Origin of the sequence: Spirillospora sp. NPDC048824 (assembly GCF_043198455.1) — a bacterium.
Lineage (GTDB): Bacteria > Actinomycetota > Actinomycetes > Streptosporangiales > Streptosporangiaceae > Spirillospora.
Window position 1 is genome coordinate 43,299 of the sequence record NZ_JBICUS010000011.1, and the last position, 22,897, is coordinate 66,195.

The window sequence follows — 22,897 nt, forward strand, 5'->3', positions numbered from 1 at the left end:
CGGCGCGCCGCTCGCGCCACCGGGGATCTCGCCGATCCCCGCGATCGCGCTCCGGCCGGGCCTTGGGGGCCGCGGGGGCGCGAGTACCGCTGATCGGGACACTCTACTCGATGGCCGTGAAAGCCCCCGGGCGGCGCTGCGTCTTGCCGGGCCGCACGGGGTGTGTGACGTTGGGCGGCATGGTGATGCTGAGGGGAGCGGCATGTCGGCGGTGAGCGGGCGGACCGCGCTGGTCACGGGAGCCTCGTCCGGCATCGGCGCGGTCGTCGCGCAGACCCTGGCCGTGGCCGGGGCGCGGGTCGGGCTGGTGGCGCGGCGCGAGGACAGGCTGAGCCGGGTCCTCGCCCGGTGCCGCGAGCACGCGCCCGGTTCGGCGATGTGGGTCGCCGACCTCGCGGACCTGGACGGGATCGCCGGTCTCGCGGCGGCCGTCGAGCGCGAGTTCGGCGGTGTGGACGTGCTGGTCAACAACGCGGGGATGCCGAAGCGGCGCCGCGTCCAGGACCTGTCGCCCGCCGAGGCCGAGGACGTGATGCGCCTGAACTACCTGTCCCCGGTGCGGCTCACGCTGGCGCTGCTGCCCGGGATGATCGCGCGCGGGAGCGGGCACCTGGTGGCGGTGGGCTCGGTCGCGGCGCGGCTCGGACCGCCGCACGAGGCCGCCTACTCGGCGTCGAAGGCGGCGCTCACCGCGTTCTGGGAGAGCATGGCGGTCGACCTGGACGGCACCGGCGTGCAGGTCCACGTCGTGCAGCCGGCGCTCATCGCCGGCACCGAGCTGTTCACGCTGCCCGGCAACGAGGAGCCGCTCAGCGACGTCTCCGAGGCGCTGCCGGCGCAGGAGGTCGCCGACGCCGTCCTGGACGTCGTCGGGAAGGGGCGGTTCGAGGAGTACGTGCCGGGCTGGTTCACCGAGATGGCCTCGGGCAAGGCCGCCGACGTCGACGCGTTCGTCGCGGGCGTCAAGGAATGGACGCGCGACCGGCTAGAGTGACGCTCCAACGGTGATCCATGTCACATGAGCCGAGGTGCGGATGGCTGCTGCGGAGGGGCTCCGGATCTCCGGCGTGACGGTGCGGTTCGGCGGGCTGACGGTCCTGGACGGGGCCGGGCTCACCGCGCCGCCCGCCACCGTCACCGGCCTGGTCGGGCCGGACGGCGCGGGAAAGACGATTCTGTGCGACGTCATCGCGGGGACGCGGCGCCCGGCGGCGGGCACCGTCCGGCTGGGCGACGCGGACCTGACCGGCAGCACCGCCCGCGAGCGGGCCCGGCGCGGCATCGCCCGCACGTCGCAGAGCTCCGGCCGGGAGGGTTCGGTGACCGTCCGCGACAGCGTGCGGGCCGCCGCCGCGAAGCACGCGATGACGCGGCGGTACCCGGGGCGGACCGCGCGGGACCGGTGGCGGCTCCGCATGGACGCCCGGCGGGACGCGGGCGCGCGCGCCGACGAGCTCCTCGCCCGCGTCGGCATCGAGGAGCACGCCGGCCGGTGCGCCCGCACGGCGCCGCCCGGCGTCGCGCGGCTGCTGGAGGTGGCGCGGGCCCTGGCCGCCGAACCGGCGGTGCTGCTCCTGGACGAACCCTGGTCGGGCCTGCCGGTACCGGACGCGCGCGCCCTGGAGGTGCTGCTGCGCGACCTGGCGGCGGACGGGCCGGCGGTGCTGGTCGCCGAACGGGAACTGGAGCGGGTGCTGGGCGTCTGCGACGTCCTCCACGTCCTGGACGGCGGCAGGGTGATCGCCGCCGGCCCGCCCGCCGAGGTCCGCGCGGACGCGCGGGTGAGGGACGCCTGTCCGGCGGACGCCGCCGTCACCATGTGTCGATCCAGCGGCGGCGGTCCGCGAGCGGCGGCGCGGACCCGAACGCCGTGGTGATCCAGCGGCGGGTCCCGGCCGGGTCGATGACGTCGTCCAGCTCGAAGACCGTGGCCGCGTTGAGCGCCTTCCCGTGCTCGTAGGCGGCGGCGACCATCTTCCCGAACAGCGCATCCGGGTCGTCGGCCTCGGCCAGCTCCTTGCGGAACCCGAGCCGGACCGCGCCCTCCAGGCCCATGCCGCCGATCTCGCCGGTGGGCCACGCGACGGTCGCGAGCGGCGCCTTGAACCCGCCGCCCGCCATGGCCTGCGCGCCGAGCCCGTAGCCCTTGCGCAGCACGATCGTGACGACGGGGACGCGCAGGTTGGCGCCGATGACGAACATGCGGCTGAAGTGCCGGACGGTGGCGGTCCGCTCGGCGTCCGGGCCGACCATGAAGCCGGGGGTGTCGCACAGGGACACGACGGGCAGGCCGTGCGCGTCGCACAGCTGCAGGAAACGGGCGGCCTTGTCGGCGGCGTCGCGGTCGATGGCGCCGCCGAGGTGCGCCGGGTTGCTGGCGATCAGGCCCATCGGGCGTCCCTCGATCCGCACCAGCGCGGTGATGATCCCGACTCCGAACGCGCGGCGCAGCTCCAGCACCGACCCCGTGTCGGCGAGGTGGGTGACCGCGCGGCGGACGTCGTAGGCGCGCAGCCGGTTCTCGGGGACGACGTGCCGCAGGATCCGCTGGTCGCCGCACGTCCACTCGTCCCGCGGCCCCTGGAAGTAGGACAGGTAGCGGCGGGCCGCGTCGACGGCCTCGGCCTCGTCCTCGACGGCGATGTCGACGACGCCGTTCGGCTCCTGGTCGCCGATCGGGCCGATCTCCTCGGGCGCGAACACGCCGAGCCCGCCGCCCTCGATCATCGCGGGGCCGCCCATGCCGATGTTGGCGTCGCGGGTGGCGATGATGACGTCGCAGCAGCCGAGCAGCGCCGCGTTCCCGGCGAAGCAGCGCCCGGACGCGATCCCGACGGACGGGACGGCGCCGCTGAGCCGCCCCATGGCGTGGAAGGTCGTCACGTCCAGGCCGGACACCGACGAGGTGTCGGTGTCGCCGGGCCGTCCCCCACCGCCCTCGGCGAACAGCACCAGGGGCAGGCGGCGGCGGCGGGCGATGTCGAGCATCCGGTCGGTCTTGCGGTGGTTCTGGTAGCCCTGCGTCCCGGCGAGGACCATGTAGTCGTAGGACATGACGACGGCCTGCGCGCCGTTCACGTCCCCGACACCGCAGACCATGCCGTCGGCGGGGGTGCGCTCGATCAGGTCCTCCAGGGACCGGCGCTGCCGCTGCGCCGCGATGGCGAGCGCGCCGTACTCCGCGAACGTGCCGGGGTCGCACAGGTCCTCGATGTTCTCCCGGGCGGTGCGGTGCCCCCGCGCGTGCCGCTTGGCGACGGCCTCGGGCCGGGACGCGTCCAGGCCGAGCCCGTGCCGGCGCAGCGCCTCGGCGAGGTCGGCGCGGATCTCGCCGAGGTCGGCCCCGGCGTCCTCGGCGGCGTGGTCGCCGGCCACCTCGGCGGGTTCGACGAACAGCAGCGGGGCGCCCTCGGCGACGGTGTCGCCGGCCGCGGCGGCGACGCCCGCGACGATGCCCGCCTCACCCGCGCGGACGACGTGCTCCATCTTCATCGCCTCAAGGATCAGGACGGGCGCCCCGGCCCGGACGAGGTCGCCCTCGGCCACCTCGACGGCGACGACCGTGCCCTGCATCGGCGCGGGCACCGCGACGGTGCCGGGCGGCGCGTCCGGCTGCGCGGCGGGGACGTCCGCCTCCTCCCGGACGGTCCCGACGTAGTAGCGGCGGTGCTCGCTCTCCAGCAGCTCGGGCAGATGGTCGGCGATGAAGGACGTGTCGAAGCCGCCGGAGGTGAACCCGGGATGCCGCAGGACGCCCTGCAGCAGCGGGATGCTGGTGGCCACGCCCGCGACCTCGAACTCGCCGAGCGCGCCGTGCGCGCGGGCGGCGGCGGACGGGAGGTCCTCCGCGCGGGCGATGACCTTCGCGAGCAGCGGGTCGTAGCGCGGGCTCGTGCGGTACCCGGCGTATCCGTGGGTGTCGACGCGGACGCCGGGCCCGGCCGGCGGCGCGAACGCCGTCAGCGTCCCCGTCCGCGGGCGCGGGGTGCCGTCCGCGTCGAGCGTCTCGGTGTTGACCCGCACCTGGACCGCGCAGCCCGTCGGGCGCGGCGGCCCGCCGCCCAGGCCCACGGCGGCGAGGTCCTCCCCCAGCGCCAGCCTGATCTGCGTCTTCACCAGGTCGACGCCGGTGATCTCCTCGGTGACGGTGTGCTCGACCTGGAGCCTCGGGTTGACCTCCAGGAACCAGAACTCCTCGCCGGTCACCAGGAACTCGAACGTGCCGATGCCGTCGTAGCGGACCCGGGCGGCCATGCGGAGCGCCGCGTCCAGCAGCGCGTCCCGCACGCCTCCCGGCAGCGCGGGCGCGGGCGCGACCTCGATCAGCTTCTGGTGCCGCCGCTGGACGCTGCAGTCGCGCTCCCACAGGTGGACGACCGCGCCGGTCCCGTCGCCGGCGGACTGCACCTCGATGTGGCGGGCGCGCGGCACGTACTTCTCGGCGTACAGGCGGCCGTCGCCGAACGAGGCCAGCGCCTCCGACCGGCACCGCTCGTACGCGGCGGCCATGTCACCGGGATCGGTGACGGCGCGCATCCCGCGTCCGCCGCCCCCGGCGACGGCCTTGAGCATCACCGGACCGTGCTCGCGGGCGAACGCCTCCGCTTCCGCGAGGTTCACCGGGCCTTGCGTGCCGGGCGTCACGGGCACGCCCGCCTCCCGGGCGAGCGCGCGGGAGCGGGTCTTGTCGCCGAACAGTTCGAGCAGTTCCGGGCGGGGGCCGGTGAACGTCAGCCCGGCGGCGGCGCAGCGCGCGGCGAACGCCGCGTTCTCGCTCAGGAACCCGTAGCCGGGGTGGACGGCGGTGACGCCCGTGTCCTTGGCGGCGGCGAGCAGCGCGTCCGCGTCGAGGTAGCCGGCGACGCCCTCGCCGGGCAGCGCCCGCGCCTCGTCGGCGCGGCGGGTGTGCGGCGAGGCGGCGTCGTCGCGGGTGTGCACGGCGACCGTCCGCAGGCCCAGCTCCGCCGCGGCCCGGACGACCCGGAGCGCGATCTCTCCCCGGTTGGCCACCAGGATTCCGCCCACCCGGTCCTCCTCACCTCACCTGGCCCGACGGGGCCCCACTCTAGAGAGGCGGGCGGGGTGCGGCGCGTCCGGGCTTGTCCGGCCGGTCCGGCGGCGCGAGCGGCCGCGATGGCCGTCCTCGCGCCGCGCCGGTGACCGGGAGCGGCTCCCGAGTGATAATGGTGCGGTGGGGCCGCCACCTCACGATCACCCCTCCGGAGGTACACGACTCATGGGCACCGCCGGCCGCTCCGTGCGCGAGTCCCTGCTGGACGCCGCCGCCGACCTTCTGGTGGAGCGCGGCTACCGCGGCGTCCGCATGCAGGACGTCGCGGCCGCCGCCGGGGTGAGCCGGCAGACCGTCTACAACGAGTTCGGCGACAAGTGGGGCCTGGCCCAGGCGGTCGTGATCCGCGACAACGAACGCTACCTCGACGGCATCGACGCGGTGCTGTCCGAGCACGACGACCTGTACTCGGCGGTGACGGCCGCGGTCATGTTCACCCTGGAGATGTCGGCGGACGACCAGCTGAAGAAGGCGGTGCTGACCGGCGCGGGCGGCGACGAGCTGCTGCCGCTGCTCACCACGCAGGCCGAGCCCGTGCTGTTCACCGCCAGCGCCCGCATCGCCGAGCACGGGCTGCGCCACTGGCCGGACCTGGACCGCGCCGCCCTCACCGAGATCGCCGACGCGGCGGTGCGGCTGACGATGAGCCACATCATGCTGCCCTCCGGCCCACCGGAGCGGTTCGCCCACTTCGTCGCCCGGATGGTGACCCGCTACATGGCCGTCCCCCCGAAATCGGCTGGCACGGGCACCGGCCCCCGCGCTATCGTGTGACCGCCTCGCGGCTGCTGAACCCGAGGACGGAGCGGGCCGATTCCCGCTCCCCCGCCGCCGTGCCCTCCCGCACGGACGGCTCCCTTCCCGCGCGCCGCCGAGCGCGCCTTCCGGTAGCCCCGAAGGATTCCGCGATGCCCGCACGTCAGGACCACCGGCTCGTCCGCACGGACGAGCACTGGCTCACCCTCCCCAACCCGCACTCCGTCCCCGTCGAGATCTGCGCCGGCGGCGACGTCCCACTGGAACCCGCCGCCGTGGACGAGGCGCTGCGCTTCCTGGACACCGCCGCCACGCTGGAACGGCTCGCCGAGGCCACGCCCGGCTACGACGGGCCCGCGCCGCGGATCACTCGCGCGGCCCTCACCCCCGATTTCCACAAGGGCGCCGGAATCCCGATCGGCACGGTCCTGGAGACCGAGCACGCGCTGCTCCCGCAGGCGGTCGGCAACGACGTCAACTGCGGCATGCGGCTGGAGGTGACCACGCTGCGGGCCGATCGCGTCCGGCCGAGGCTGGACGCGCTGGAACGGCGGCTGCGGCACCTGTTCTTCGAGGGCGGCCGCCGCATCGCGCTCACCCCCGCCCAGCGCGAAGGGCTCCTGAGGGACGGCCTGCCCGGCCTGCTGCTCACCGGCGAGACGCCCTGGCAGGGCCTCGGCCCCGAGGACGCCGAAGACGCCCTCGACCGCGTCCACGCCTCCGGCCACCCCGCCGGGACGGCCGACGCGTTCGCCGGGTGGATCGGCAGCGCGGGCGGTTCCGGCCGCGCCGGCACCGGTCACCACGGCGCAAGCCACCACGGGGCGAGCCACGACAGCATCATCGGCGGGATCGGCGGCGGCAACCACTTCGCCGAACTGCAGTACGTCGCCGCCGTCCACGACCCGGCCGCCGCGCACGCCTGGGGGCTGACGCCCGGCACGGTCGTGACGATGGTGCACAGCGGGTCGCTGTCGCTCGGCCACCAGGCCAACGCGACCGCGCTGGACCGGCTCCGCGCGGTCTGGCCGGCCGGTCTGCCCCGGCCGCGCAACGGCATCCTGCCGTTCCTGCTGGACGAGCGGTCCGAGCCGGACCGCCGCCGGTATCTCGACGCGTTCGGCAACGCCGCCAACTTCGCGGTCGGCAACCGGTTCTTCCTGTCGCTGACGATGCGGGCGGGGCTGGCCGCCGAGTGCGGGGACATGGCGTCGCGGCTCCTGTACGACGCGCCGCACAACCTGTTCTGGCGGGACGGCGACCGGGTCGTGCACCGCAAGGGCGCGACACCTGCGGGCGGGCACGCCGCGATGGCCGGCGGCCCCTACGCGATGTGGGGCGAGCCGGTCATCGTGCCCGGGTCGATGGGCGCCGCGAGCTTCGTGCTGCGCGGGCACGGGGATCCGCGCACGCTCGCCAGCGCCTGCCACGGCGCCGGGCGCCGCGTCCCGCGCGGGGCGTCGGCGCGCGGCGGCGACGCCGAACTGGACGCGTTCCTGCGCGATTTCCGGGTCGTGACGCCGCTGGACCACCGGGACCCGGTGGTGGCACGGCGGTCCGACGTCATGGCCGCCTGGCGGCGCGACCTCAAGCAGGAGGCGCCGTGGGCCTACAAGGACATCGGCCCGGTCGTGGCGGGCCTGGAGGGCGGCGGTGTGGCGACGCCCGTCGCGGAACTGCGGCCGCTGCTGACCGTCAAGGGATGACGGTCTGCAGGTGGACGACCTTGACCGCCGTCATCTCGTCCAGCAGCTCGGGGCCGTAGCCGAAACCCCAGCCGCTGACGCGGCGGGGTGTGGCGGCGCCGCCGGGGGCGCCGCCGAACACCGCGTTGATCTTCACGGTGCCGGTCTTCAGGGTGCGCCAGGCCGCCTGGACGTGGACGGTGTCGCGGGTGAGGACGGTCGCGGCGAGCCCGTAGCGCGACCGCCGCGCCGCGTCCAGGCCCTCGTCGAACGAGGCGACGGTGCGGACCGGGGCGACGGGACCGAACGTCTCCTCGGCCATGACGCCCATGGCGTCGGTGCAGCCGGTGAGCACGGTCGCCGGGTAGAAGTAGCCGGGGCCGTCCGGGATGCGCCCGCCGGTGAGGAGGCGTGCGCCGTCCGCGACGGCCTTCTCGACCTGCTCGTGGACCTGGGCGCGGTGCTGCTCGTCGACCAGCGGGCCGAGTTCGGTGGCCGGGTCCGCGCCCGCGCCCATCCGGATGGTGCGGGCGCGTTCGGCGAGCGCGTCCAGGAATTCGGCGGCCACCGCCTCGTGCACGTAGACGCGTTCGACGGAGGTGCAGATCTGCCCGGCGTTGGCGAAACAGCCGATCGCGGCCTGCCCGGCGGCCCATGACGGGTCGACGTCCGCGTCCACGACGAGGGGGTCGGCGCCGCCGTTCTCCAGCAGGGCCTTGCTCCCGGTCCCGATGGTCAGCTCGGCGATGCGGCGGCCCGTGCGGGTGGAGCCGACGTGCGCGACGACGTCCACGCCGCGGTGGCCGGCGAGGACCTCGCCCGTCGCGCCGTCGCCCGTGACCAGGTTGAGGACGCCGTCCGGCAGGCACCCGCCGAGCAGCTCGGCGAGCATGGCGCCGGTGTGCGGAGTCCGCTCGGACGGCTTGTGCACGACGGTGTTGCCGGTGACGACGGCGGCGCCGATCAGCCCGCAGGCGATGGCGACCGGGTCGTTCCACGGGGTGATCACCGCGACGGTCCCGTAGGGCTCGCGGACCATGAAGTCGGCGGCGTCCCACCCGCCCTGCAGGCTTCGCCCGCCGTGCAGGGGGCCGAGCTCGGCGTACTGGCGCAGGGTCGCGATCCCGGCCTCGACCCCGCCGAGCGCGTCGCCGGACGGCTTGCCCATCTCGGCGGTCACCAGAGCGGCCAGCTCTGCCCCGCGGTCTTCGACGGCCTGCGCGGCGGCGCGCAGGGCGGCGCCGCGGTCGGCGGGCAGTGCGGCCATCCAGCCGGGTGCGGCGTCGCCGGCCGCGGCGACCGCCGTGTCGACGTCGCCGCCGGCGCAGACGGGCACCACCCCCAGCGGTTCGCCGTTCGCCGGGTCGGTCACCGTGAACATCCGGTCCCCGGTGCCCTGGCTCCACCGTCCGCCGGCCAGCATCCACATGTCGCGCGGCCGCATGATCGTCCCCCTCGATTCGGGTTCCCCGTCCGTTCGCCTACCCCGGGAGACGGCCTTCAATGACGCCCCGAGTCAGTGACCACTTACTGAAATCGGCTACCGTGGGACCGAACAGCGAGTGCGAGGGAGACGCGGTGGACTTCGACCTGCCGGAGAGCGCGGCCGCGGTGCGCGAGGGCGTGCTGGCGATCGCCGGGAACTACGACCAGGACTACTGGAGCCGGTGCGACGCGGACAAGCGCTGGCCGGAGGAGGTCTGGCGGGAACTGATCAAGGGCGGCTGGCACAGCCTGGCGATCCCGGAGGAGCACGGGGGCGCCGGGCAGGGCCTCCTGGAGCTGGCCGTCGCCCTGGAGGCGCTGGCCGAGGGCGGCGCGGGCGGCGCCGCGTCCTTCATGTACCTGCTCACCCCCGCGTTCGGCGGGCTGACCATCGCCCGGCACGGGACACCCGAGCAGCGGCGCGAGTTCCTGCCGAGGATCGCCTCCGGGGAGATCGAGACCTGCTTCGCCATCACCGAGCCGGACGCGGGCAGCAACTCCATCAACATCTCCACCCAGGCCCGGCGCGACGGCGACTCGTTCGTGGTCAGCGGCCAGAAGATCTGGATCTCCGGGGTCGAGCGCGCCGACTACCTGGTCCTCGTCACCCGGACGGTGCCGGCCGCCGAGGCCAGGCCGCGCACGTCCGGCTTCACCGTCCTGCTGGTGGACGTCAAGCAGGCCGTCGTCGACGGGACGCTGAGCTACCGGCCGATCCCCAAGCTCGGCACCAACACCGTCGCGTCCAGCATGGTCTTCCTGGACGGCGTCCGCGTCCCGGCGGAGCGGGTCCTCGGCGAGGTGGACCTGGGGTTCGCCGTCCTGTGGGACATCCTCAACCCCGAGCGGATCCTGGCCGCGGCGGGCGGCGTCGGGTCCGGCGGGCTGGTGCTGAAGCTCGCCTGCGAGTACGCCGGCGAGCGGGCGCCGTTCGGCAAGCCGATCGGGGCCGACCAGGCCATCGCGTTCCCGCTCGCCAGGATCAAGGCGCAGCTGGAGCTGGCGCGGCTCATGACCTACAAGGCCGCCTGGCTGTGGGACCGGGGCCGCCCCTGCGGTTCGGAGGCCAACATCGCCAAGCTCACCGCGGCGGACGCGGCCTGGCAGGCGGCCGACCGCGCCTTCCAGACCTACGGCGGCATGGCGTACTCCCTGGAGTACCCGATCGCCCGGATGTTCCGCGACGCCCGCATCGGCAAGAGCATCCCGGTCGCCGAGGAGCTCGTCCTCGCCCACATCGCCCAGCACGAACTCGGCCTGCCCAAGTCGTACTGATCCCCGGAACCGCCGGCCGTGGGGGCGCGGGGTGCGCGGAGCCCGACTCAGCCGAAGCGGGGCGGGCGCTTCTCCCGGATCGCCGCGACGCCCTCCCGCACGTCCGGGCCGGTGAACCCGAAGAACTCCATCGCCAGGGACGCGTCGAACGCCGGGCCCGCGAGGCGCAGCCAGTTGTTCAGCGCGTGCTTGGTGAACGACAGCGCCTCCGCGGGCCCGGCCGCGAGCCGCCCGGCGATCTCCAGCGCCCGCTCGTGCACCTCCGCGTCGTCCACGCACAACGAGACCAGGCCGATCCGCTCGGCCTCCTCGCCGGTCAGGACGTCGTTGAGCAGCAGGTAGTACTTGGCCTTCGCCAGCCCGCACAGCAGCGGCCACACGATGGCGGCGTGGTCGCCGGCCGCGACGCCCAGCCGCGTGTGCCCATCGATGATCTTGGCGGTGCGCCCGGCGACGGAGACGTCGGCCAGCAGCGCGACCGCGAGCCCGGCGCCCACCGCCGGGCCCTGCACGGCGCTGACCACCGGCTTCGAGCAGTTCAGCACGTTCATCACGATGTCGCGGGCCTCGCGCATGATGCGGCGGCGGGCCGCGTGGTCGGCCATCATCTCCTCGATCATCGCCAGGTCGCCGCCCGCGGAGAACGCCGCCCCCTCGCCGCGCACGACGACGACGCGCACCTCGTCGTCGGCGTCGGCGTCCCGCCAGATCTCCGCCAGCTCCCGGTGCCCGGCCGCGTCGACCGCGTTGAGCTTGCCCGGCGTGCTGATCGTGACCCGCAGCACGCCGTCCGCCGCCCAGTCGATCTTCAGCCGCCGATAGCCGTCATACCGCCCGCTGCCCATGGCAGGTCGCCTCCCGCGTCCGCGCGTCGAATGCCGCGCGCAATCGTCGCACAGCGAAATCCATCGCGCGGACACCGGCATCGAAGATCTCCGGCAGCAGGAAGAACGAGTGCACGACCCCGTCGTAGCGGCGCAGCTCCACCGGCACGCCGGAGGCGGCGAGGCGGCGTGCGTACGCCTCGCCCTCGTCGCGCAGGATGTCGCACTCCGCGGTGATCACGGTGGCGGGGGCGGCCCCGGCGAGGTCGGGGGCGCGCAGCGGGGCGAGCCGGAAATCCGACGGGTCGGCGCCGCCCCGGTACAGCCGCATGAACCGGGCGAGCGCCCCGGCGTCCAGCCCGTACCCGGACCCGTACTCGCGCCAGCTCGGGGTGTCCATCGCCGTGTCGGTCACCGGGTAGACGAGCAGCTGGTGGACGAGCGGAACCCCGCGGTCGCGGGCCAGCAGCGCGGTGACCGCGGCGAGGTTGCCGCCGGCGCTGTCGCCGGCGACCGCGACGGCGCCGGGCAGGACGCCATAGCGTTCCGGTTCCCGCGCCACGGACGCGACGACGGCCCAGGAGTCGTCCACGGCCGCCGGGAACGGATGCTCCGGGGCCAGCCGGTAGCCGACGTTCAGGACGACGCATCCGGTGGCCGCCGCGAGGTCGCGGCACGCGGCGTCCACGTCGTCCACGCCGCCGAGGACCCAGCCTCCCCCGTGCAGGTAGACCACCGCGGGCAGCGGGCCGCGGCCGGCAGGCGCCGGGCGGTACAGGCGCACCGGGACCGTGCCGCCCGGACGGCGCACGGCGAGGTCGCGGACCTGCGGCAGCTCACGCCCGGCGGCGGGGAACGCCTCACCGAGCCGGGCGCGCATCTCCTCGATCGTCGGTTCCGTCCGGTCGTCCGCGCCCGGTGGAGGGGCCGTCCAGGCGGCGAGCTCCTTCAGGTAGCTCACGGTCTGCGGATGCAGGGGCATGCGGCGGCCTCCGGCTGGCGATATGCGGCGGAATCTACCGAATCGCCTTCCCCGGTACCGGGACGTCAATCCCCGGTCTCGGTTCCCGCCCCGGTCAGCGGCCGGCGGCCTCGGCGACCAGGGCCTCGAACAGGCGCCCGTCGTCCCCCTCCTCCGGGTGCCACTGGACGGCGAGCCCGAAGCGGTGGCCCTGCAGCTCGACGGCCTCGACCACCTGATCCTCCGCCCAGGCCACCGCGGACAGGCCCTTGCCGAGCCGGCTCACCGCCTGGTGGTGATAGGTGGGGACGTCGGCGGAGTCGCCCATGATCTTGCCGACCAGGCTGGTGGCGCTGATCTGCACCGGATGCGAGCCGACGAGCCCGCTCTCCGGCGCGTGGCCCTTGTGGCCCACCGCCTCCGGCAGATGCTGGATCAGGGCGCCGCCGCGCGCCACGTTCAGCACCTGCATCCCCCGGCAGATCGCCAGGAACGGCAGGTCGGCGTCCACGACCGCGCGGGCGAGCGCCAGCTCGAACCGGTCGCGCTGCGGCTGGGGCGGCCCGGTCTCCGGATCGCGGACGGCGCCGTACAGGTCGGGGTCGAGGTCGCCGCCGCCGGCGAGGACGATGCCGTCCAGCCGGCCGATCAGCGCGTCCATGCCGCGCAGCGCCGCGGTCGGGGGCAGCATGACCGGGACGCCGCCGGCCCGCTCGACCGAGCGCACGTACGGCACCGGCAGGAGCGCGGCCTCGCGCACCCAGGCCCCCCAGCGGGCCGGCTCCTGGTACGTGGTGATGCCGATGAGCGGCGGCGCGCCGCCCGCGCCGGCGTTCGGGGCCGGCTCCCCGCGGATGGCCTTCGACATGCGTGATTCCCCTCTGCTGAGCACTGGCCACGGGACGACTTCCGATATGGGTGATTCGCCGTCTTTCGGCTGCACATCATGGTGCCTCACCCGCCCCCTCGGGCCGTCCCGTCCCCCGGCCTTCTGCCTGCCAGCTTGCCGCACGGACCGGATCTTCGCAGTCGGAAGTGGCGAGATCGGTCCGGAGGGGCCCGTGCCACGGAGGGCGCGGCCGGGGCGCCGCCCAGAAAAAATTGCCGAAGAATCCTGAAATCTTCCACTCGGGACGGAATTCATGTCCCACGACCGGCCGGTGCCGTGAACGACTGCCCCTTCTCGCAAATACCGATCAGTATGCGTGCGCTTTCGGAGGGCCGGCCGATCACGGAGAATTCATCGGCGACTACCCAGTGGTACATTCGCCGGCCGTCCCACCGGCCCGCGCTTGAGGACCTGCGCATTTGAATGCGAGAATCTCACGAAGCCGGGCATCGGACGCGGCGCCCCCGCCGCGAGATCCCCGGATCCGTCCTCCAAAAGCCCAAGGGGGCGAGCTGGAGAATGTCACCGGAACCCCGCATCGTCAAAGAGACCTTCGCCCGCCTCGAAGCGGACCCGGCGGGCGCGACGAGCTATTTCTACGGACGCCTTTTCGCGCGGGAACCGCGGCTGCGCACACTGTTCCCGCCCGAGATGAGCACCCAGCACGACCGGTTCTTCCAGGCGCTCACCCGGATCGTCTGGAGCCAGGACAACCCCGAGGAGCTCACCGGCCACCTCGGCCGGCTCGGCCGCGACCACCGCAGGTACGGCGTCCTGCGCGAGCACTACCCCGCCGTCGAGACCGCGCTGATCGCGACACTGCGGCTCTTCGCCGCCGACGTGTGGACCACCGAGGCCGAAAACGCCTGGACCGCCGCCTACCGCTCCGCCGCCGCGGCCATGATCGCCGCCGCCGGGCGGGACGCCTCCGACCACCCGCCGTGGTGGGTCGCCGAGGTCACCGGCCACGACCGCCGCGACCACGACCTCGCCGTCCTCGCGCTGCGGCCCGAGCGGCCGCTGCCGTTCCTGCCGGGCCAGCACGTGAGCGTGCAGACCGCCCGCTGGCCCCGCGTGTGGCGGCCCTACTCGATCGCCAACGCGCCCCGCCCCGACGGGACGATCCGACTGCACGTCCGCGCCCGTCCCGCCGGCTGGGTCAGCGGCACGCTGGTACGGCACTGCGCGCCCGGCGACACCGTCCTGCTCGGCCCGGCCGCGGGCACCATGACGCTCGACCCGGGCCACGGGCGCGGGCTGCTCCTGATCGGCGGCGGCACCGGGCTCGCCCCGATGAAGGCGCTCGCCGAACAGGCCGCCGCGTCCGGCCGCGACCGCGACGTCCACCTCCTCGCCGGGGCCCGCACCGTGAGCGGCCTCTACGACCTGGCCGAACTGCGGCGCCTGGAATCCGCCTGCGCACGGCTGCGCGTGGTCCCGGTCCTGTCGCGGTCACCGGGGCCGCCCGGCGGCCTGCACGGCCGGATGCCCGACGTCCTGCCGGGCTTCCTGGACGGCGTCCGCGGCTGGCGGGACCACGACGCCTACGTGGCCGGCCCCGCCCCGCTCGTCCGGCGGACCGTCACCGCGCTGCAGCGGCACGGGATGTCCCTCACCCGCATCCACCACGACCTGCTCACCGCCGAGGACTGAGCGGTCACCAGCCCGCGCGCTCCCGCAGGAACGCGGTCGTCGCCGCGTCCGCCGGATAGAACGACTCGATCGCCAGCTCCGCCACCGTGATGTCGACCGGCGTCCCGAACGTCGCGATCGTGCTGAAGAACGACAGGTCCCGCCCGTCCACCCGCATCCGCAGCGGGACGCACACCTCGTTGCCCTCGGGCGGCGCCATCGCCTCCCCCACGTCCCCCGGGAAACTCCGCAGCTCCCGGTAGAGCTGGGCGAGCGACGCGTCCGCGGTCAGCGCCACATGCCGCCGCACCCGGTCGATCATGTGGGCGCGCCACTCGGCCAGGTTCAGGATGTTCCGGGCCATCCCCTCGGGATGCATGCTGAGCCGCAGCACGTTCAGCGGCGGCTCCAGCAGCTCCGGCGGCGCTCCCTCCATGAAGAGCGCGGCGGCGCCGTTGGCGTCGATCAGGTTCCAGAACCGGTCGACGACCACCGCCGGGTACGGCTCGTGCCCCTCCAGAACCTGCCTCAGCGCCGCGCGGACCGAATCCATCCTCGGCTCCTCGATCGGCGTCTCGTCGAACACCGGCGCGAACCCCGCCGCCACCAGCAGCAGGTTCCGGTCGCGCAGCGGCACGTCCAGATGCTCGGCCAGCCGCAGCACCATCTCCCGGCTCGGCGCCGAACGCCCCGTCTCCACGAAGCTCAGATGCCGCGTCGACACGTCCGCCTCCGACGCCAGCTCCAGCTGGCTGAGCCTGCGCCGCTGCCGCCACGCGCGCAGCTGGTCCCCGACCGGTCTCACGTCACCCAACGCCGTCATCGTCGTCACCGCCCCGACGGTACCCGCGGCCCGTCATGGCGGCGATTACCTCGCGGGTAACCGCGTCCGCGGCTACCCGCGAGGTAATGGACGCGGCGTGTGCCCGCTCGCCAGAGTGGGACGGACACGAACGAGGAGGCCTCCATGACCACCGGGCTCACCCCCGACCAGCTCGCCGACGCCATGCCCTTCGCCCGCGCACTCGGTGTGGAGATCGACACCGCCGGGCCCGGGGAGGTCACGGGCCGGCTGGACTGGGCCCCGGACCGCTGCACCGCCGGCGGCGTCATGCACGGCGGCGCCCTCATGGCCCTGGCCGACACCCTCGGCGCGGCCTGCGCGTTCCTCAACCTGCCGCCGGGCACGTCCACCTCGACGCTGGAGTCCAAGACCAACTTCTTCCGCGGCCTGAAGGACGGCCACGTCCGGGGCGTCTCCCGCCCGCTGCACACGGGCCGCACCTCGATCGTCGTCCAGACCGACCTGTTCGACGCCACCGGCCGCCGCGTCGCGCAGGTCACCCAGACCCAGGCCGTCCTCCGTGTCTGATCCGGCCGTGTCTGAGCCGATCGTGCGCCTTTACGTTGTAGATTTTTTCGCGAGATGCTCGCCGAAGAAGGCGAAGATCCGCTCCCAGCCGTCCGACGCGTTCTCCCGGCCCCGCCCGAGCCCGAACACGATCTTCGCCACCGGGCCGAGCGGGCCCGGGAGGGCGGTCTCGGTCAGGAAGCCGTGCCCGGTCGCCGGGTACTCCTTCACATCGTGCGCGACCCCCGCACCGGTGAGCGCCCGCTCCAGCTTGCCCGCGGCCCCTCGAAGCGTCGGATCGGCGCCGCCGTAGTTCCCGACGATCGGGCACGCGCCGCGCAGCGTCTCCTCCGGCCGGCTCGGCAGGATCCCGTAGTTGACCGCCGCGGCCTTGAAGTCGTACTTCGCCGCCGCGACCAGCGCGAACCCGCCGCCCAGGCAGAACCCGCACACGCCGACGTCGCCGGTGCAGTCGTCCCGCCCCGCCAGCCACGCGCGCGCCGCCTCGATGTGGTCGTAGGCGGGTCCGCGCCGGGAGCGCATGTCCCGCATCGCCTTGGTAACGCAGCGAATCCACGGGGCGCCGTCGTACAGGTCCGGCATGACGGCCAGATATCCGTTCGCGGCGAACCGGTCGGCCTGGGCGCGCATGTCCTCCGTGGCGCCCAGCGCCTCGAAGACGATGACCACCCCGGGCCAGGGCCCCTCCCCCTCCGGGACGGCGAGGTGACCCGGCAGCTCCCGTTCGCCCACGGGAATCGTGATGTCAGACATACCGTCCAACAATGCCGCAGACGCACGCCCCGCGACCAGACCCCGACCATACGGACCCCGACCATACGGACCCCGACCACACGGACCCTGACCACACGGGCCTGGGCGTCAGACCTTGCGCCACTGGGGGATCCAGGCGCCGTCCTCGATGACGTAGTCGCCGAACAGGTCAGGGGCCTCCTTGCGCATCACCTCGCCGATCTTGCCGAAGAGCAGGCGGATCTCCTCCTCGGCGCCGGGGGCGGTGCGGTTCTCCAGGGTGTGGCGCAGGGTGCGGACGTTGGCCGTCCAGACCAGACCGGTGCCGACACCCTCCGGGGCGAACCTGCGCATGAACGAGGTCTTGTGCTTCTTCTCCTTGAACGGCACGCCCTCGTCGTCCAGGCCGAAGTGCCCGGCCATCCAGCCCTGGAACTCCTCCATCTGCTCCAGCATGGCGGTGGCGCGCTTCATCAGTTCCGGGTCCTCGCGGGCCCACTCGGGGAACCAGAACGGGATGTCCTGAAGCCGGACGAAACGCAAGGACTCCTGCGAAATGGCCACACCGGGACGATGCCGGACGAGCTCATGGGTGAGGACGCGGCTCACATTGTGCAGGACGAAGCTGAAGCTGACGTGCTCCAGCACCGAGCCGTGCAGGCTGCGCAGGATGTTCTCCAGGTACTGGCCCGAGTCCGTGCGGACCTTGACCACGTTGGGGTTGAGGCCGGGCTCCCACGAGCGGTAGCAGAGCCGGCCCGCGAACTCGGCGAGGTTCTGCGGATCGTTCAGCTCGTCGTCGAGGCCGCCGCGGTCGAGCCGCTCCAGCCAGCTCTCCCCGCCCACGTCGCGCAGGTACCGGGCAACCTCGTCGTAGTCCAGTTCGGGCCGCGCAACGAGAAAAACCTCAGGCTCGACGCTCTTCACTCTCGTATCCCCCCAGGGTCGATTCGGTCGTCCCTAGGAAACCACCACGGTGGGACGGCCGCGACCTCGGCCGCGGAAGCCCGGCCGTGGAGATCATCGGGTCGGTACGGTTGGGCGCGGAGGGACGATGACGAATCAGGGGATGCTCGAGCGGGCCCGGAAGTTCGAGCGGCAGGGCAGGCACGGGGAGGCCGCGGCCGCCTACGCGGGCGCCGCCGAGGAGCTGGAGCGCCGCGGCGACCGGACGTCCGCCGTGGCGGTGCGGGCGCGGTGGGCGCGGGCCCTCGCCGCCGCGGGCGACACCGGGAAGGCGCACCGCATCCTGGACGGGCTCGACCGCGCCGCCGCGTCCATGCCCGCCGAGGTGCGCGCCGGGCTGGACGCGCAGGCGGCGCACGTCCTGGCCGCCGCCGGGCGGACCGGCGAGGCGGCCAGGCGCGCGTGGTCGGCGATGAGCGCGTTCTGGTCGCTGCACGACCGCAAGCGCGCCGACGGGGCCGGCGTCCACGCCGCGCGGCTCATCGTCAAGGACGCGGGTGCCCGCGAGGCGCTGCGGCCGCTGCGGGAGCTGCTGGCGCAGATGCCGACCGGAGGCGAGGGGTACCGGCAGGTGGCGAAGATGCTCGCCGACGCCGAGCGGCGTCCCGACCGGGACCACGACGTCCTCGTCGTCGATCCGGACAGTGCGGCGTGGGGGCGGCTCGCCGCGGCCCTCGCCGTGGGCGCGCATCTGGCCGTCGGCAACGGGGTCGCCTGGAACGGCTTGAGCGGCCACGACGGGAGTTCCCGGGACGGCAAGGTCATGCTGGAGCGCGACTGGGGCATCACCGGCCCCGAGAGCTGGCGTGAGCAGATGGACGCTCTGCTCGACGCGCAGAACAGCGATCCCGCGATCCAGATGGTCCTCGACCAGCGCGGCCGGGGCACCGACCGGGCGGCGTGGCGCGCGGCCGTCGTCGCCTGGTGCCGCGAGCGGAAGATCTCCGATGAGACCGTCGGCGAGGTCGTCGGGCTGCCCGACCTGATCGAGCGGTACGAGGCGCGGTTCCGGGCGGACGGCCTCCTCAAGCCGGACGGCCGGGTCGAGAGCGTGTACGGCTACGACTTCGGGCGCGCGGTGAACATGGCCCGCTGGGGCCTGAACGCGGGGTACTGCGACGCCGAGGAGGCCGAGAAGTGCGTCCTCACGGCCGGTGGGCGCGCCCACCAGGTGTACTCGTCGTGGGGCGCGTTCTCCGCCGGGTACATCCTCGGGAGGATGCTGCGGTTCGATGAGGGCGGGTTCGGCGAATGGTACGAACGCTCCCTCGCCGGTCACCGCGTCCTCGCCGAGGATCCCGACAGCCCGTGGCGCCGCATGGCCTGGGGCTAGGCCGGAGCCGGGTCAGAGCAGGGCGTCGATGTCGGCGAGGACGGCCTGGCGGGCCTCCTCGTCCAGGGACGAGGCGGCGACGCCGTTGCGGGCCAGGGACGCCAGGCCGGCGCGGTCCAGGCCGAAGACCTCGGCGGCGATGCGGTACTCGCCGGTGAGGGTGGTGTCGAACATCGGCGGGTCGTCGCTGTTGAGGGTGACGAAGAGGCCTTCCTCCAGCATCCTCGGCAGGGGGTGGCCGGCGAGGGCGGCGACCTGTCCCGTGCAGACGTTGGACGTGGGGCACACCTCCAGGGGCAGTTGCGTCTCGCGCAGGTGCGCGATGAGGCGCGGGTCGTCCATGCAGCTGATGCCGTGGCCGATGCGTTCGGCGCCGAGGCCCTCGATCGCCTCCCAGATCGTCTCCGGGCCGGTCATCTCGCCCGCGTGCGGGAGGCTGCGGAGCCCGGCGGCGCGGGCGGCGGCGAACGCGTCCCGGAAGGCGTCCCGGAACGGCGGGCGGACCTGCTCGATGCCGCCGATGCCGAACCCGATGAGCGCCTCCGGCGGGTGGACGAGGGCGTGGTCGATGGTGCCGCGGGCCCCCTCGGCGCCGAACTCGCCGGGGATGTCGAAGATGTAGGCGACGCGGATGCCGTGCCGGTCGCGGGCCTCCCGGACGGCGTGGTCGAGGACCTCGGTGATCGCGGGCATCGGCATCCCGGCCCGCTGGTGGGTGTAGGGGGTGACGGTCAGCTCGACGTAGCGGACGTTCTGGGCGGCGAGGTCGCGGGCGGTGCCGAGGACGAGGGTCCCGACGTCCTCGGGGGTCCGGACGAGGCCGGAGACGGACTCGTACACCTCGGCGAAGTGCGGGAAGTCGCGGAACTCGTAGAAGGCGCGCAGTTCCCGCTCGTCCACCGGGACCGGCCCGTCGGGGTGGCGGCGGGCGAGTTCGAGCACGGTCGGGACGGAGGCGGAGCCCACGAGGTGGACGTGGAGCTCGACCTTCGGCAGGGCGTCGATGAACGCCTCGATGGGTGTGGTTTCGGTCGGCACGCCGCGAAGCTAACAGCCGTCGGACCGGCCACGACAGACAAACCACCCCAATCTGCCACAAGATTGTCAGATACCGCGGAGCGGTGCCCGGGGTGCGGCAGGATGGGACGCGTGCGGGCCGCCCGGTTGATCTCGATAGTGCTGCTCCTGCAGTCGCGGGGCACGATGACGGCGGGTGAGCTGGCGCGGGAGCTGGAGGTCTCCGAGCGCACCGTGTACCGGGACATGGAGGCGCTGTCGGCGGCCGGCGTCCCGGTGTACGCCGACCAGGGGCGCGCCGGCGGGTACCGGCTGGTCGGCGGGTACCGGACCCGGCTGACGGGCCTCACCCGCGAGGAGGCCGAGGCGCTGTTCCTGTCCGGGCTGCCGGGCCCGGCGGGGGACATGGGACGCGGCGACGCGGTGGCGGCGGCCGAGCTGAAGGTCCTGGCGGCGCTGCCCGCCTCGCTGCGGGACGCGCCGTCGCGGGCGGGCCAGCGGTTCCATCTGGACGCGCCGGGCTGGTTCGGCGAGGCGGGACCGCCGCCGCTGCTGCGGGACCTCGCGCGGGCCGTCTGGGAGGACGAGTGCGTCGAGCTGCGCTACCGCCGCGGGGACACCGAGGTCACGCGGGCGGCCGAGCCGTACGGGCTCGTCCTGAAGAACGGCACCTGGTACCTCATCGCGCGGGTCGGGGGCAGGCCCCGCACCTACCGGGTGGACCGGGTGACGGAGGTCCGGCCGACCGGCTCCTCCTTCGAGCGGGACGAGGACTTCGATCTCCCCGGGCACTGGCGCGAGCAGGCGGAGGCGTTCGTGCGGTCGATGCTGCGCGAGGAGGTCACCGTCCGGCTGTCGCCTGCCGGGATGCGGGTCCTGCGGTACGCCGTCGAACCGTACGCCGCGCAGCGGGCGGCGGAGGGCGCCGGGGAGCCCGACGCGCAGGGCTGGGTGGTGACCGCGCTTCCGGTCGAGTCGATGGCCGTCGCGGCGTCGGAGCTGATGCGGCTCGGGCCGGAGGCCGAGGTCCTCGCCCCGCCGGAGTTGCGCGAGCGCATGGCCGACGGCGCCGCCCGGCTCGCCGGGCTGTACGCCTCCCGGCACCCGCGCTGAGCGCGTCCCGTCCGGGGCGGCGCTACAGCTAGTCCTGCTTGCGTGCGATCGCCTCGGCCAGCTCCTGCTTGCTCATCTTGGAGCGGCCCTGGACGTCGAGGTCGGAGGCGCGGTCGTAGAGGTCCTTCTTGCTGCTGCCCTCGACGTCCACGCCGCCGGCGGTCCGGCCGCGGCCGCGGCGCGCCTCGGGATCCTTGGCCCGCTGGTCGGACGGGCCCTTGCGGCCCTTGGGGACCCACCTGTCGCCGCGCTTCTCGAACTTGTGCTTGAGCGCCGAGTAGGCGGTGCGGTGTGCGCGCTGCCCCTCGCCGTAGGTCTCGACCGCCGAGTCGTGGGCCTTGGCGAACGTCTCCTGCGCCTCCTTCGGGGAGCGCTGCAGCGTCCCGGGGAGCTCCTCCTTCCGCGGCTTGCCGCTCTTGGTCGTCTTCGGCATGGCTCCTCCCCTTTCACCTGTCCGGCGCCGTCTTTCCGGCGTCGTCCGTCCGGCTTTCATCCGTCCGGCTTTCATCTGTCCGACGCCATATCCGGACAGAATCGGCTCAAACCGGCACGAGGGGCGGGGCCCCGCCGACGCCGGGGGGTCGGCGGGGTCCTCGCCGGGGGGGCGTTCCTACCGGTAGCCGGTGACGTCGGCGGGACGTCCGGCCTGCTCGACCTCGACGATGTAACGCCAGGCGTCGGGCCGGCTGCCGTCGGCGTCGGTGAACCCGTAGACCTGGGCGAGCCCGCCGCTGGACAGCGACGCGCCGTTCCAGCGCGCCCGGTCCGGGTCGGCGGCGAGGGCCGCCGCGGCGCGTCCCACGAACGCCGGGGACTCGGAGATCGCGAAGTGCGGGTTCGCCTTGGTGGCGTCGAGCCAGTTCTCCTCGGTGACGCCGAAGTTGTCGAGCATCGCCTCCGAGCGCAGCCATCCGGGCGTCAGGGACAGGGCGGTGGCCCCGTGCTCGGCGATCTCCTCGGACTGGGCGTGCGCCATCCGGATCACGGCCCACTTGGCGAGGTCGTAGAAGTAGCCGACGTCCTTGCGGTACTTCGCGTTGAACTCGGCGGTGCCGTCGGTCATCTCGATCACGAGCCCGCCGGGCTCGCGGATCAGCAGCGGCAGGGCGCGGTGGCTGGTGATGGCATGGGTCTCGATGGCCAGCCGCAGCAGCCGCAGCCCGTCGTCGAGGGACTGCTCCCACAGCGGCTTGCCGAACTGGAACAGGTGGTCGGCGCCCCAGATGTCGTTGACGAGGACGTCCAGCCTTCCCTGCTCGCCGTCGATGCGGTCCACCAGCGCGGTGACCTGCCCGGGGTCGAGATGGTCGACCGGGACGGCGATGCCCTCGCCGCCCGCGGCCGTCACCAGTTCCGCGGTCTCCTCGATGGTCTCGGGACGGTCCATCTCCGATCGCGCTGACCGGGTGGACCGTCCCGTGACGTACACGGTCGCGCCCGCGGCGCCGAGCTCGGCGGCGATGCCGCGGCCCGCCCCGCGCGTCCCGCCCGCGACCAGTGCTGTCTTTCCCTTCAGTGCACGGCTCATGGGGACGATGCTGGCACCGAAACCTGACAGGCGACGTCAGGTTTCGCGTCCCCGGCCGCGCCGGTTTTCGGTCAGGTGAAGATGCTCACCCCGCCCGGGCCGACGAGGAGCCCGACGACGATGAGGACTATGCCCCAGAGCAGGTCGCGTCGCGCGACGATCACATAGATACCGGCGATCACCAGGATCACGGCGATGAGCCACAGAATTGTCATCATGGCCCAGGGGATCCCCGGTAGATTCACGGCAAAACCGGCA

Annotated in this window: 21 protein-coding genes; 9 read left to right on the forward strand and 12 right to left on the reverse strand. The window is 74.0% G+C overall.

All coding sequences use genetic code 11. From position 1 onward, the window contains the following. The first annotated feature begins 202 nt into the window (after positions 1 to 202). Both ACGFIS_RS22365 and ACGFIS_RS22370 read left to right on the forward strand, forming a co-directional pair. Positions 203 to 994 (forward strand): SDR family NAD(P)-dependent oxidoreductase, encoded by a 792-nt coding sequence (locus tag ACGFIS_RS22365; protein WP_392906740.1) that lies wholly within the window; start codon positions 203 to 205, stop codon positions 992 to 994. Between the two features lie 40 nt (positions 995 to 1,034). After that, the gene (locus tag ACGFIS_RS22370) at positions 1,035 to 1,877 is read left to right on the forward strand and encodes an ABC transporter ATP-binding protein (RefSeq protein WP_392906741.1); all 843 of its coding nucleotides are present in this window, start codon (positions 1,035 to 1,037) and stop codon (positions 1,875 to 1,877) included. Here ACGFIS_RS22370 and ACGFIS_RS22375 read toward each other — a convergent pair. Continuing rightward, positions 1,813 to 5,025: a carboxyl transferase domain-containing protein gene (locus ACGFIS_RS22375; protein ID WP_392972338.1), complete on the reverse strand. Its 3,213-nt coding sequence runs from the start codon at positions 5,023 to 5,025 to the stop codon at positions 1,813 to 1,815. The two genes, ACGFIS_RS22370 and ACGFIS_RS22375, sit on opposite strands and share 65 nt — an antisense overlap. Positions 5,026 to 5,236: 211 nt before the next feature. On the opposite strand from ACGFIS_RS22375, the gene ACGFIS_RS22380 reads away from it, so the two are divergent. Both ACGFIS_RS22380 and ACGFIS_RS22385 read left to right on the forward strand, forming a co-directional pair. Beyond that, on the forward strand, positions 5,237 to 5,845 hold the full coding sequence (locus ACGFIS_RS22380) for a TetR family transcriptional regulator (protein ID WP_392906743.1): 609 nt from the start codon (positions 5,237 to 5,239) through the stop codon (positions 5,843 to 5,845). Positions 5,846 to 5,979: 134 nt separating this feature from the next. Beyond that, positions 5,980 to 7,533, forward strand: coding sequence for an RtcB family protein (locus ACGFIS_RS22385; protein ID WP_392906745.1), 1,554 nt, complete (start codon positions 5,980 to 5,982; stop codon positions 7,531 to 7,533). On the opposite strand, the gene ACGFIS_RS22390 is transcribed toward ACGFIS_RS22385, so the two are convergent. Continuing rightward, on the reverse strand, positions 7,523 to 8,956 hold the full coding sequence (locus ACGFIS_RS22390) for an aldehyde dehydrogenase family protein (RefSeq protein WP_392972340.1): 1,434 nt from the start codon (positions 8,954 to 8,956) through the stop codon (positions 7,523 to 7,525). The genes ACGFIS_RS22385 and ACGFIS_RS22390 overlap by 11 nt on opposite strands. A gap of 101 nt (positions 8,957 to 9,057) precedes the next feature. On the opposite strand from ACGFIS_RS22390, the gene ACGFIS_RS22395 reads away from it, so the two are divergent. After that, entirely contained in the window at positions 9,058 to 10,272 is a 1,215-nt protein-coding gene (locus tag ACGFIS_RS22395) for an acyl-CoA dehydrogenase family protein (RefSeq protein WP_392906748.1), read from the forward strand. A 47-nt stretch (positions 10,273 to 10,319) separates the two neighbouring features. Here the strand turns inward: ACGFIS_RS22395 and ACGFIS_RS22400 are convergent, their stop codons facing one another. From ACGFIS_RS22400 to ACGFIS_RS22410, 3 genes are all read right to left on the reverse strand, one after another. Beyond that, positions 10,320 to 11,117, reverse strand: coding sequence for an enoyl-CoA hydratase/isomerase family protein (locus ACGFIS_RS22400; protein ID WP_392906749.1), 798 nt, complete (start codon positions 11,115 to 11,117; stop codon positions 10,320 to 10,322). Then, positions 11,098 to 12,078 carry an alpha/beta hydrolase gene (locus ACGFIS_RS22405; RefSeq protein WP_392906750.1) on the reverse strand — a complete coding sequence of 327 codons (981 nt, stop codon included), beginning with the start codon at positions 12,076 to 12,078 and terminating at the stop codon, positions 11,098 to 11,100. Before ACGFIS_RS22405 ends, ACGFIS_RS22400 begins: the two co-directional genes overlap by 20 nt. 94 nt (positions 12,079 to 12,172) lie before the next feature. Continuing rightward, complete coding sequence (locus tag ACGFIS_RS22410) at positions 12,173 to 12,925, reverse strand: gamma-glutamyl-gamma-aminobutyrate hydrolase family protein (RefSeq protein ID WP_392906751.1); 753 nt, start codon at positions 12,923 to 12,925, stop codon at positions 12,173 to 12,175. A 540-nt stretch (positions 12,926 to 13,465) separates the two neighbouring features. Between ACGFIS_RS22410 and ACGFIS_RS22415 the strand changes: the two genes are divergently transcribed. Beyond that, positions 13,466 to 14,599: a globin domain-containing protein gene (locus ACGFIS_RS22415; RefSeq protein ID WP_392906752.1), complete on the forward strand. Its 1,134-nt coding sequence runs from the start codon at positions 13,466 to 13,468 to the stop codon at positions 14,597 to 14,599. Between the two features lie 4 nt (positions 14,600 to 14,603). On the opposite strand, the gene ACGFIS_RS22420 is transcribed toward ACGFIS_RS22415, so the two are convergent. Further along, positions 14,604 to 15,401, reverse strand: a complete 798-nt coding sequence (locus ACGFIS_RS22420) for a helix-turn-helix domain-containing protein (RefSeq protein ID WP_392906954.1) — start codon at positions 15,399 to 15,401, stop codon at positions 14,604 to 14,606. A 144-nt stretch (positions 15,402 to 15,545) separates the two neighbouring features. Between ACGFIS_RS22420 and ACGFIS_RS22425 the strand changes: the two genes are divergently transcribed. Next, entirely contained in the window at positions 15,546 to 15,950 is a 405-nt protein-coding gene (locus tag ACGFIS_RS22425; RefSeq protein ID WP_392906754.1) for a PaaI family thioesterase, read from the forward strand. A 30-nt stretch (positions 15,951 to 15,980) separates the two neighbouring features. Here ACGFIS_RS22425 and ACGFIS_RS22430 read toward each other — a convergent pair whose 3' ends face one another. Together ACGFIS_RS22430 and thyX are read right to left on the reverse strand one after the other, a co-directional pair. Continuing rightward, positions 15,981 to 16,703, reverse strand: a complete 723-nt coding sequence (locus ACGFIS_RS22430; RefSeq protein ID WP_392972342.1) for a dienelactone hydrolase family protein — start codon at positions 16,701 to 16,703, stop codon at positions 15,981 to 15,983. Between the two features lie 108 nt (positions 16,704 to 16,811). After that, a complete protein-coding gene (gene thyX / locus ACGFIS_RS22435) occupies positions 16,812 to 17,609 on the reverse strand; it encodes an FAD-dependent thymidylate synthase (RefSeq protein WP_392906756.1) in 798 nt (265 codons plus the stop codon). Between the two features lie 127 nt (positions 17,610 to 17,736). Between thyX and ACGFIS_RS22440 the strand changes: the two genes are divergently transcribed. Beyond that, positions 17,737 to 18,981 carry a DUF1266 domain-containing protein gene (locus ACGFIS_RS22440; protein WP_392906757.1) on the forward strand — a complete coding sequence of 415 codons (1,245 nt, stop codon included), beginning with the start codon at positions 17,737 to 17,739 and terminating at the stop codon, positions 18,979 to 18,981. 12 nt (positions 18,982 to 18,993) lie between these two features. On the opposite strand, the gene add is transcribed toward ACGFIS_RS22440, so the two are convergent. Further along, positions 18,994 to 20,019, reverse strand: coding sequence for an adenosine deaminase (add, locus tag ACGFIS_RS22445; protein ID WP_392972344.1), 1,026 nt, complete (start codon positions 20,017 to 20,019; stop codon positions 18,994 to 18,996). 111 nt (positions 20,020 to 20,130) lie between these two features. On the opposite strand from add, the gene ACGFIS_RS22450 reads away from it, so the two are divergent. Continuing rightward, on the forward strand, positions 20,131 to 21,111 hold the full coding sequence (locus ACGFIS_RS22450; protein WP_392972429.1) for a helix-turn-helix transcriptional regulator: 981 nt from the start codon (positions 20,131 to 20,133) through the stop codon (positions 21,109 to 21,111). Positions 21,112 to 21,139: 28 nt separating this feature from the next. Here the strand turns inward: ACGFIS_RS22450 and ACGFIS_RS22455 are convergent, their stop codons facing one another. The 3 genes from ACGFIS_RS22455 to ACGFIS_RS22465 all read right to left on the reverse strand — a co-directional run bounded on the left by ACGFIS_RS22455 (position 21,140) and on the right by ACGFIS_RS22465 (position 22,857). After that, complete coding sequence (locus ACGFIS_RS22455) at positions 21,140 to 21,544, reverse strand: ChaB family protein (RefSeq protein ID WP_392906759.1); 405 nt, start codon at positions 21,542 to 21,544, stop codon at positions 21,140 to 21,142. Between the two features lie 177 nt (positions 21,545 to 21,721). Next, positions 21,722 to 22,639, reverse strand: a complete 918-nt coding sequence (locus ACGFIS_RS22460) for an SDR family oxidoreductase (RefSeq protein WP_392972346.1) — start codon at positions 22,637 to 22,639, stop codon at positions 21,722 to 21,724. Between the two features lie 71 nt (positions 22,640 to 22,710). Further along, entirely contained in the window at positions 22,711 to 22,857 is a 147-nt protein-coding gene (locus ACGFIS_RS22465) for a GPGG-motif small membrane protein (protein WP_165975373.1), read from the reverse strand. Between the last annotated feature and the right edge of the window lie 40 nt (positions 22,858 to 22,897).

Excerpts from the sequence above, each read along its gene's own strand:
- ACGFIS_RS22365 (WP_392906740.1), top strand. The coding sequence starts at position 203 with ATGTCGGCGGTGAGCGGGCGGACCGCGCTGGTCACGGGAGCCTCGTCC.
- ACGFIS_RS22370 (WP_392906741.1), top strand. The coding sequence starts at position 1,035 with ATGGCTGCTGCGGAGGGGCTCCGGATCTCCGGCGTGACGGTGCGGTTC.
- ACGFIS_RS22380 (WP_392906743.1), top strand. The coding sequence starts at position 5,237 with ATGGGCACCGCCGGCCGCTCCGTGCGCGAGTCCCTGCTGGACGCCGCC.
- ACGFIS_RS22385 (WP_392906745.1), top strand. The coding sequence starts at position 5,980 with ATGCCCGCACGTCAGGACCACCGGCTCGTCCGCACGGACGAGCACTGG.
- ACGFIS_RS22390 (WP_392972340.1), bottom strand. The coding sequence starts at position 8,956 with ATGCGGCCGCGCGACATGTGGATGCTGGCCGGCGGACGGTGGAGCCAG.
- ACGFIS_RS22400 (WP_392906749.1), bottom strand. The coding sequence starts at position 11,117 with ATGGGCAGCGGGCGGTATGACGGCTATCGGCGGCTGAAGATCGACTGG.
- ACGFIS_RS22405 (WP_392906750.1), bottom strand. The coding sequence starts at position 12,078 with ATGCCCCTGCATCCGCAGACCGTGAGCTACCTGAAGGAGCTCGCCGCC.
- ACGFIS_RS22410 (WP_392906751.1), bottom strand. The coding sequence starts at position 12,925 with ATGTCGAAGGCCATCCGCGGGGAGCCGGCCCCGAACGCCGGCGCGGGC.
- ACGFIS_RS22415 (WP_392906752.1), top strand. The coding sequence starts at position 13,466 with ATGTCACCGGAACCCCGCATCGTCAAAGAGACCTTCGCCCGCCTCGAA.
- ACGFIS_RS22420 (WP_392906954.1), bottom strand. The coding sequence starts at position 15,401 with ATGACGGCGTTGGGTGACGTGAGACCGGTCGGGGACCAGCTGCGCGCG.
- ACGFIS_RS22425 (WP_392906754.1), top strand. The coding sequence starts at position 15,546 with ATGACCACCGGGCTCACCCCCGACCAGCTCGCCGACGCCATGCCCTTC.
- ACGFIS_RS22430 (WP_392972342.1), bottom strand. The coding sequence starts at position 16,703 with ATGTCTGACATCACGATTCCCGTGGGCGAACGGGAGCTGCCGGGTCAC.
- ACGFIS_RS22440 (WP_392906757.1), top strand. The coding sequence starts at position 17,737 with ATGACGAATCAGGGGATGCTCGAGCGGGCCCGGAAGTTCGAGCGGCAG.
- ACGFIS_RS22455 (WP_392906759.1), bottom strand. The coding sequence starts at position 21,544 with ATGCCGAAGACGACCAAGAGCGGCAAGCCGCGGAAGGAGGAGCTCCCC.
- ACGFIS_RS22460 (WP_392972346.1), bottom strand. The coding sequence starts at position 22,639 with ATGAGCCGTGCACTGAAGGGAAAGACAGCACTGGTCGCGGGCGGGACG.
- ACGFIS_RS22465 (WP_165975373.1), bottom strand. The coding sequence starts at position 22,857 with ATGATGACAATTCTGTGGCTCATCGCCGTGATCCTGGTGATCGCCGGT.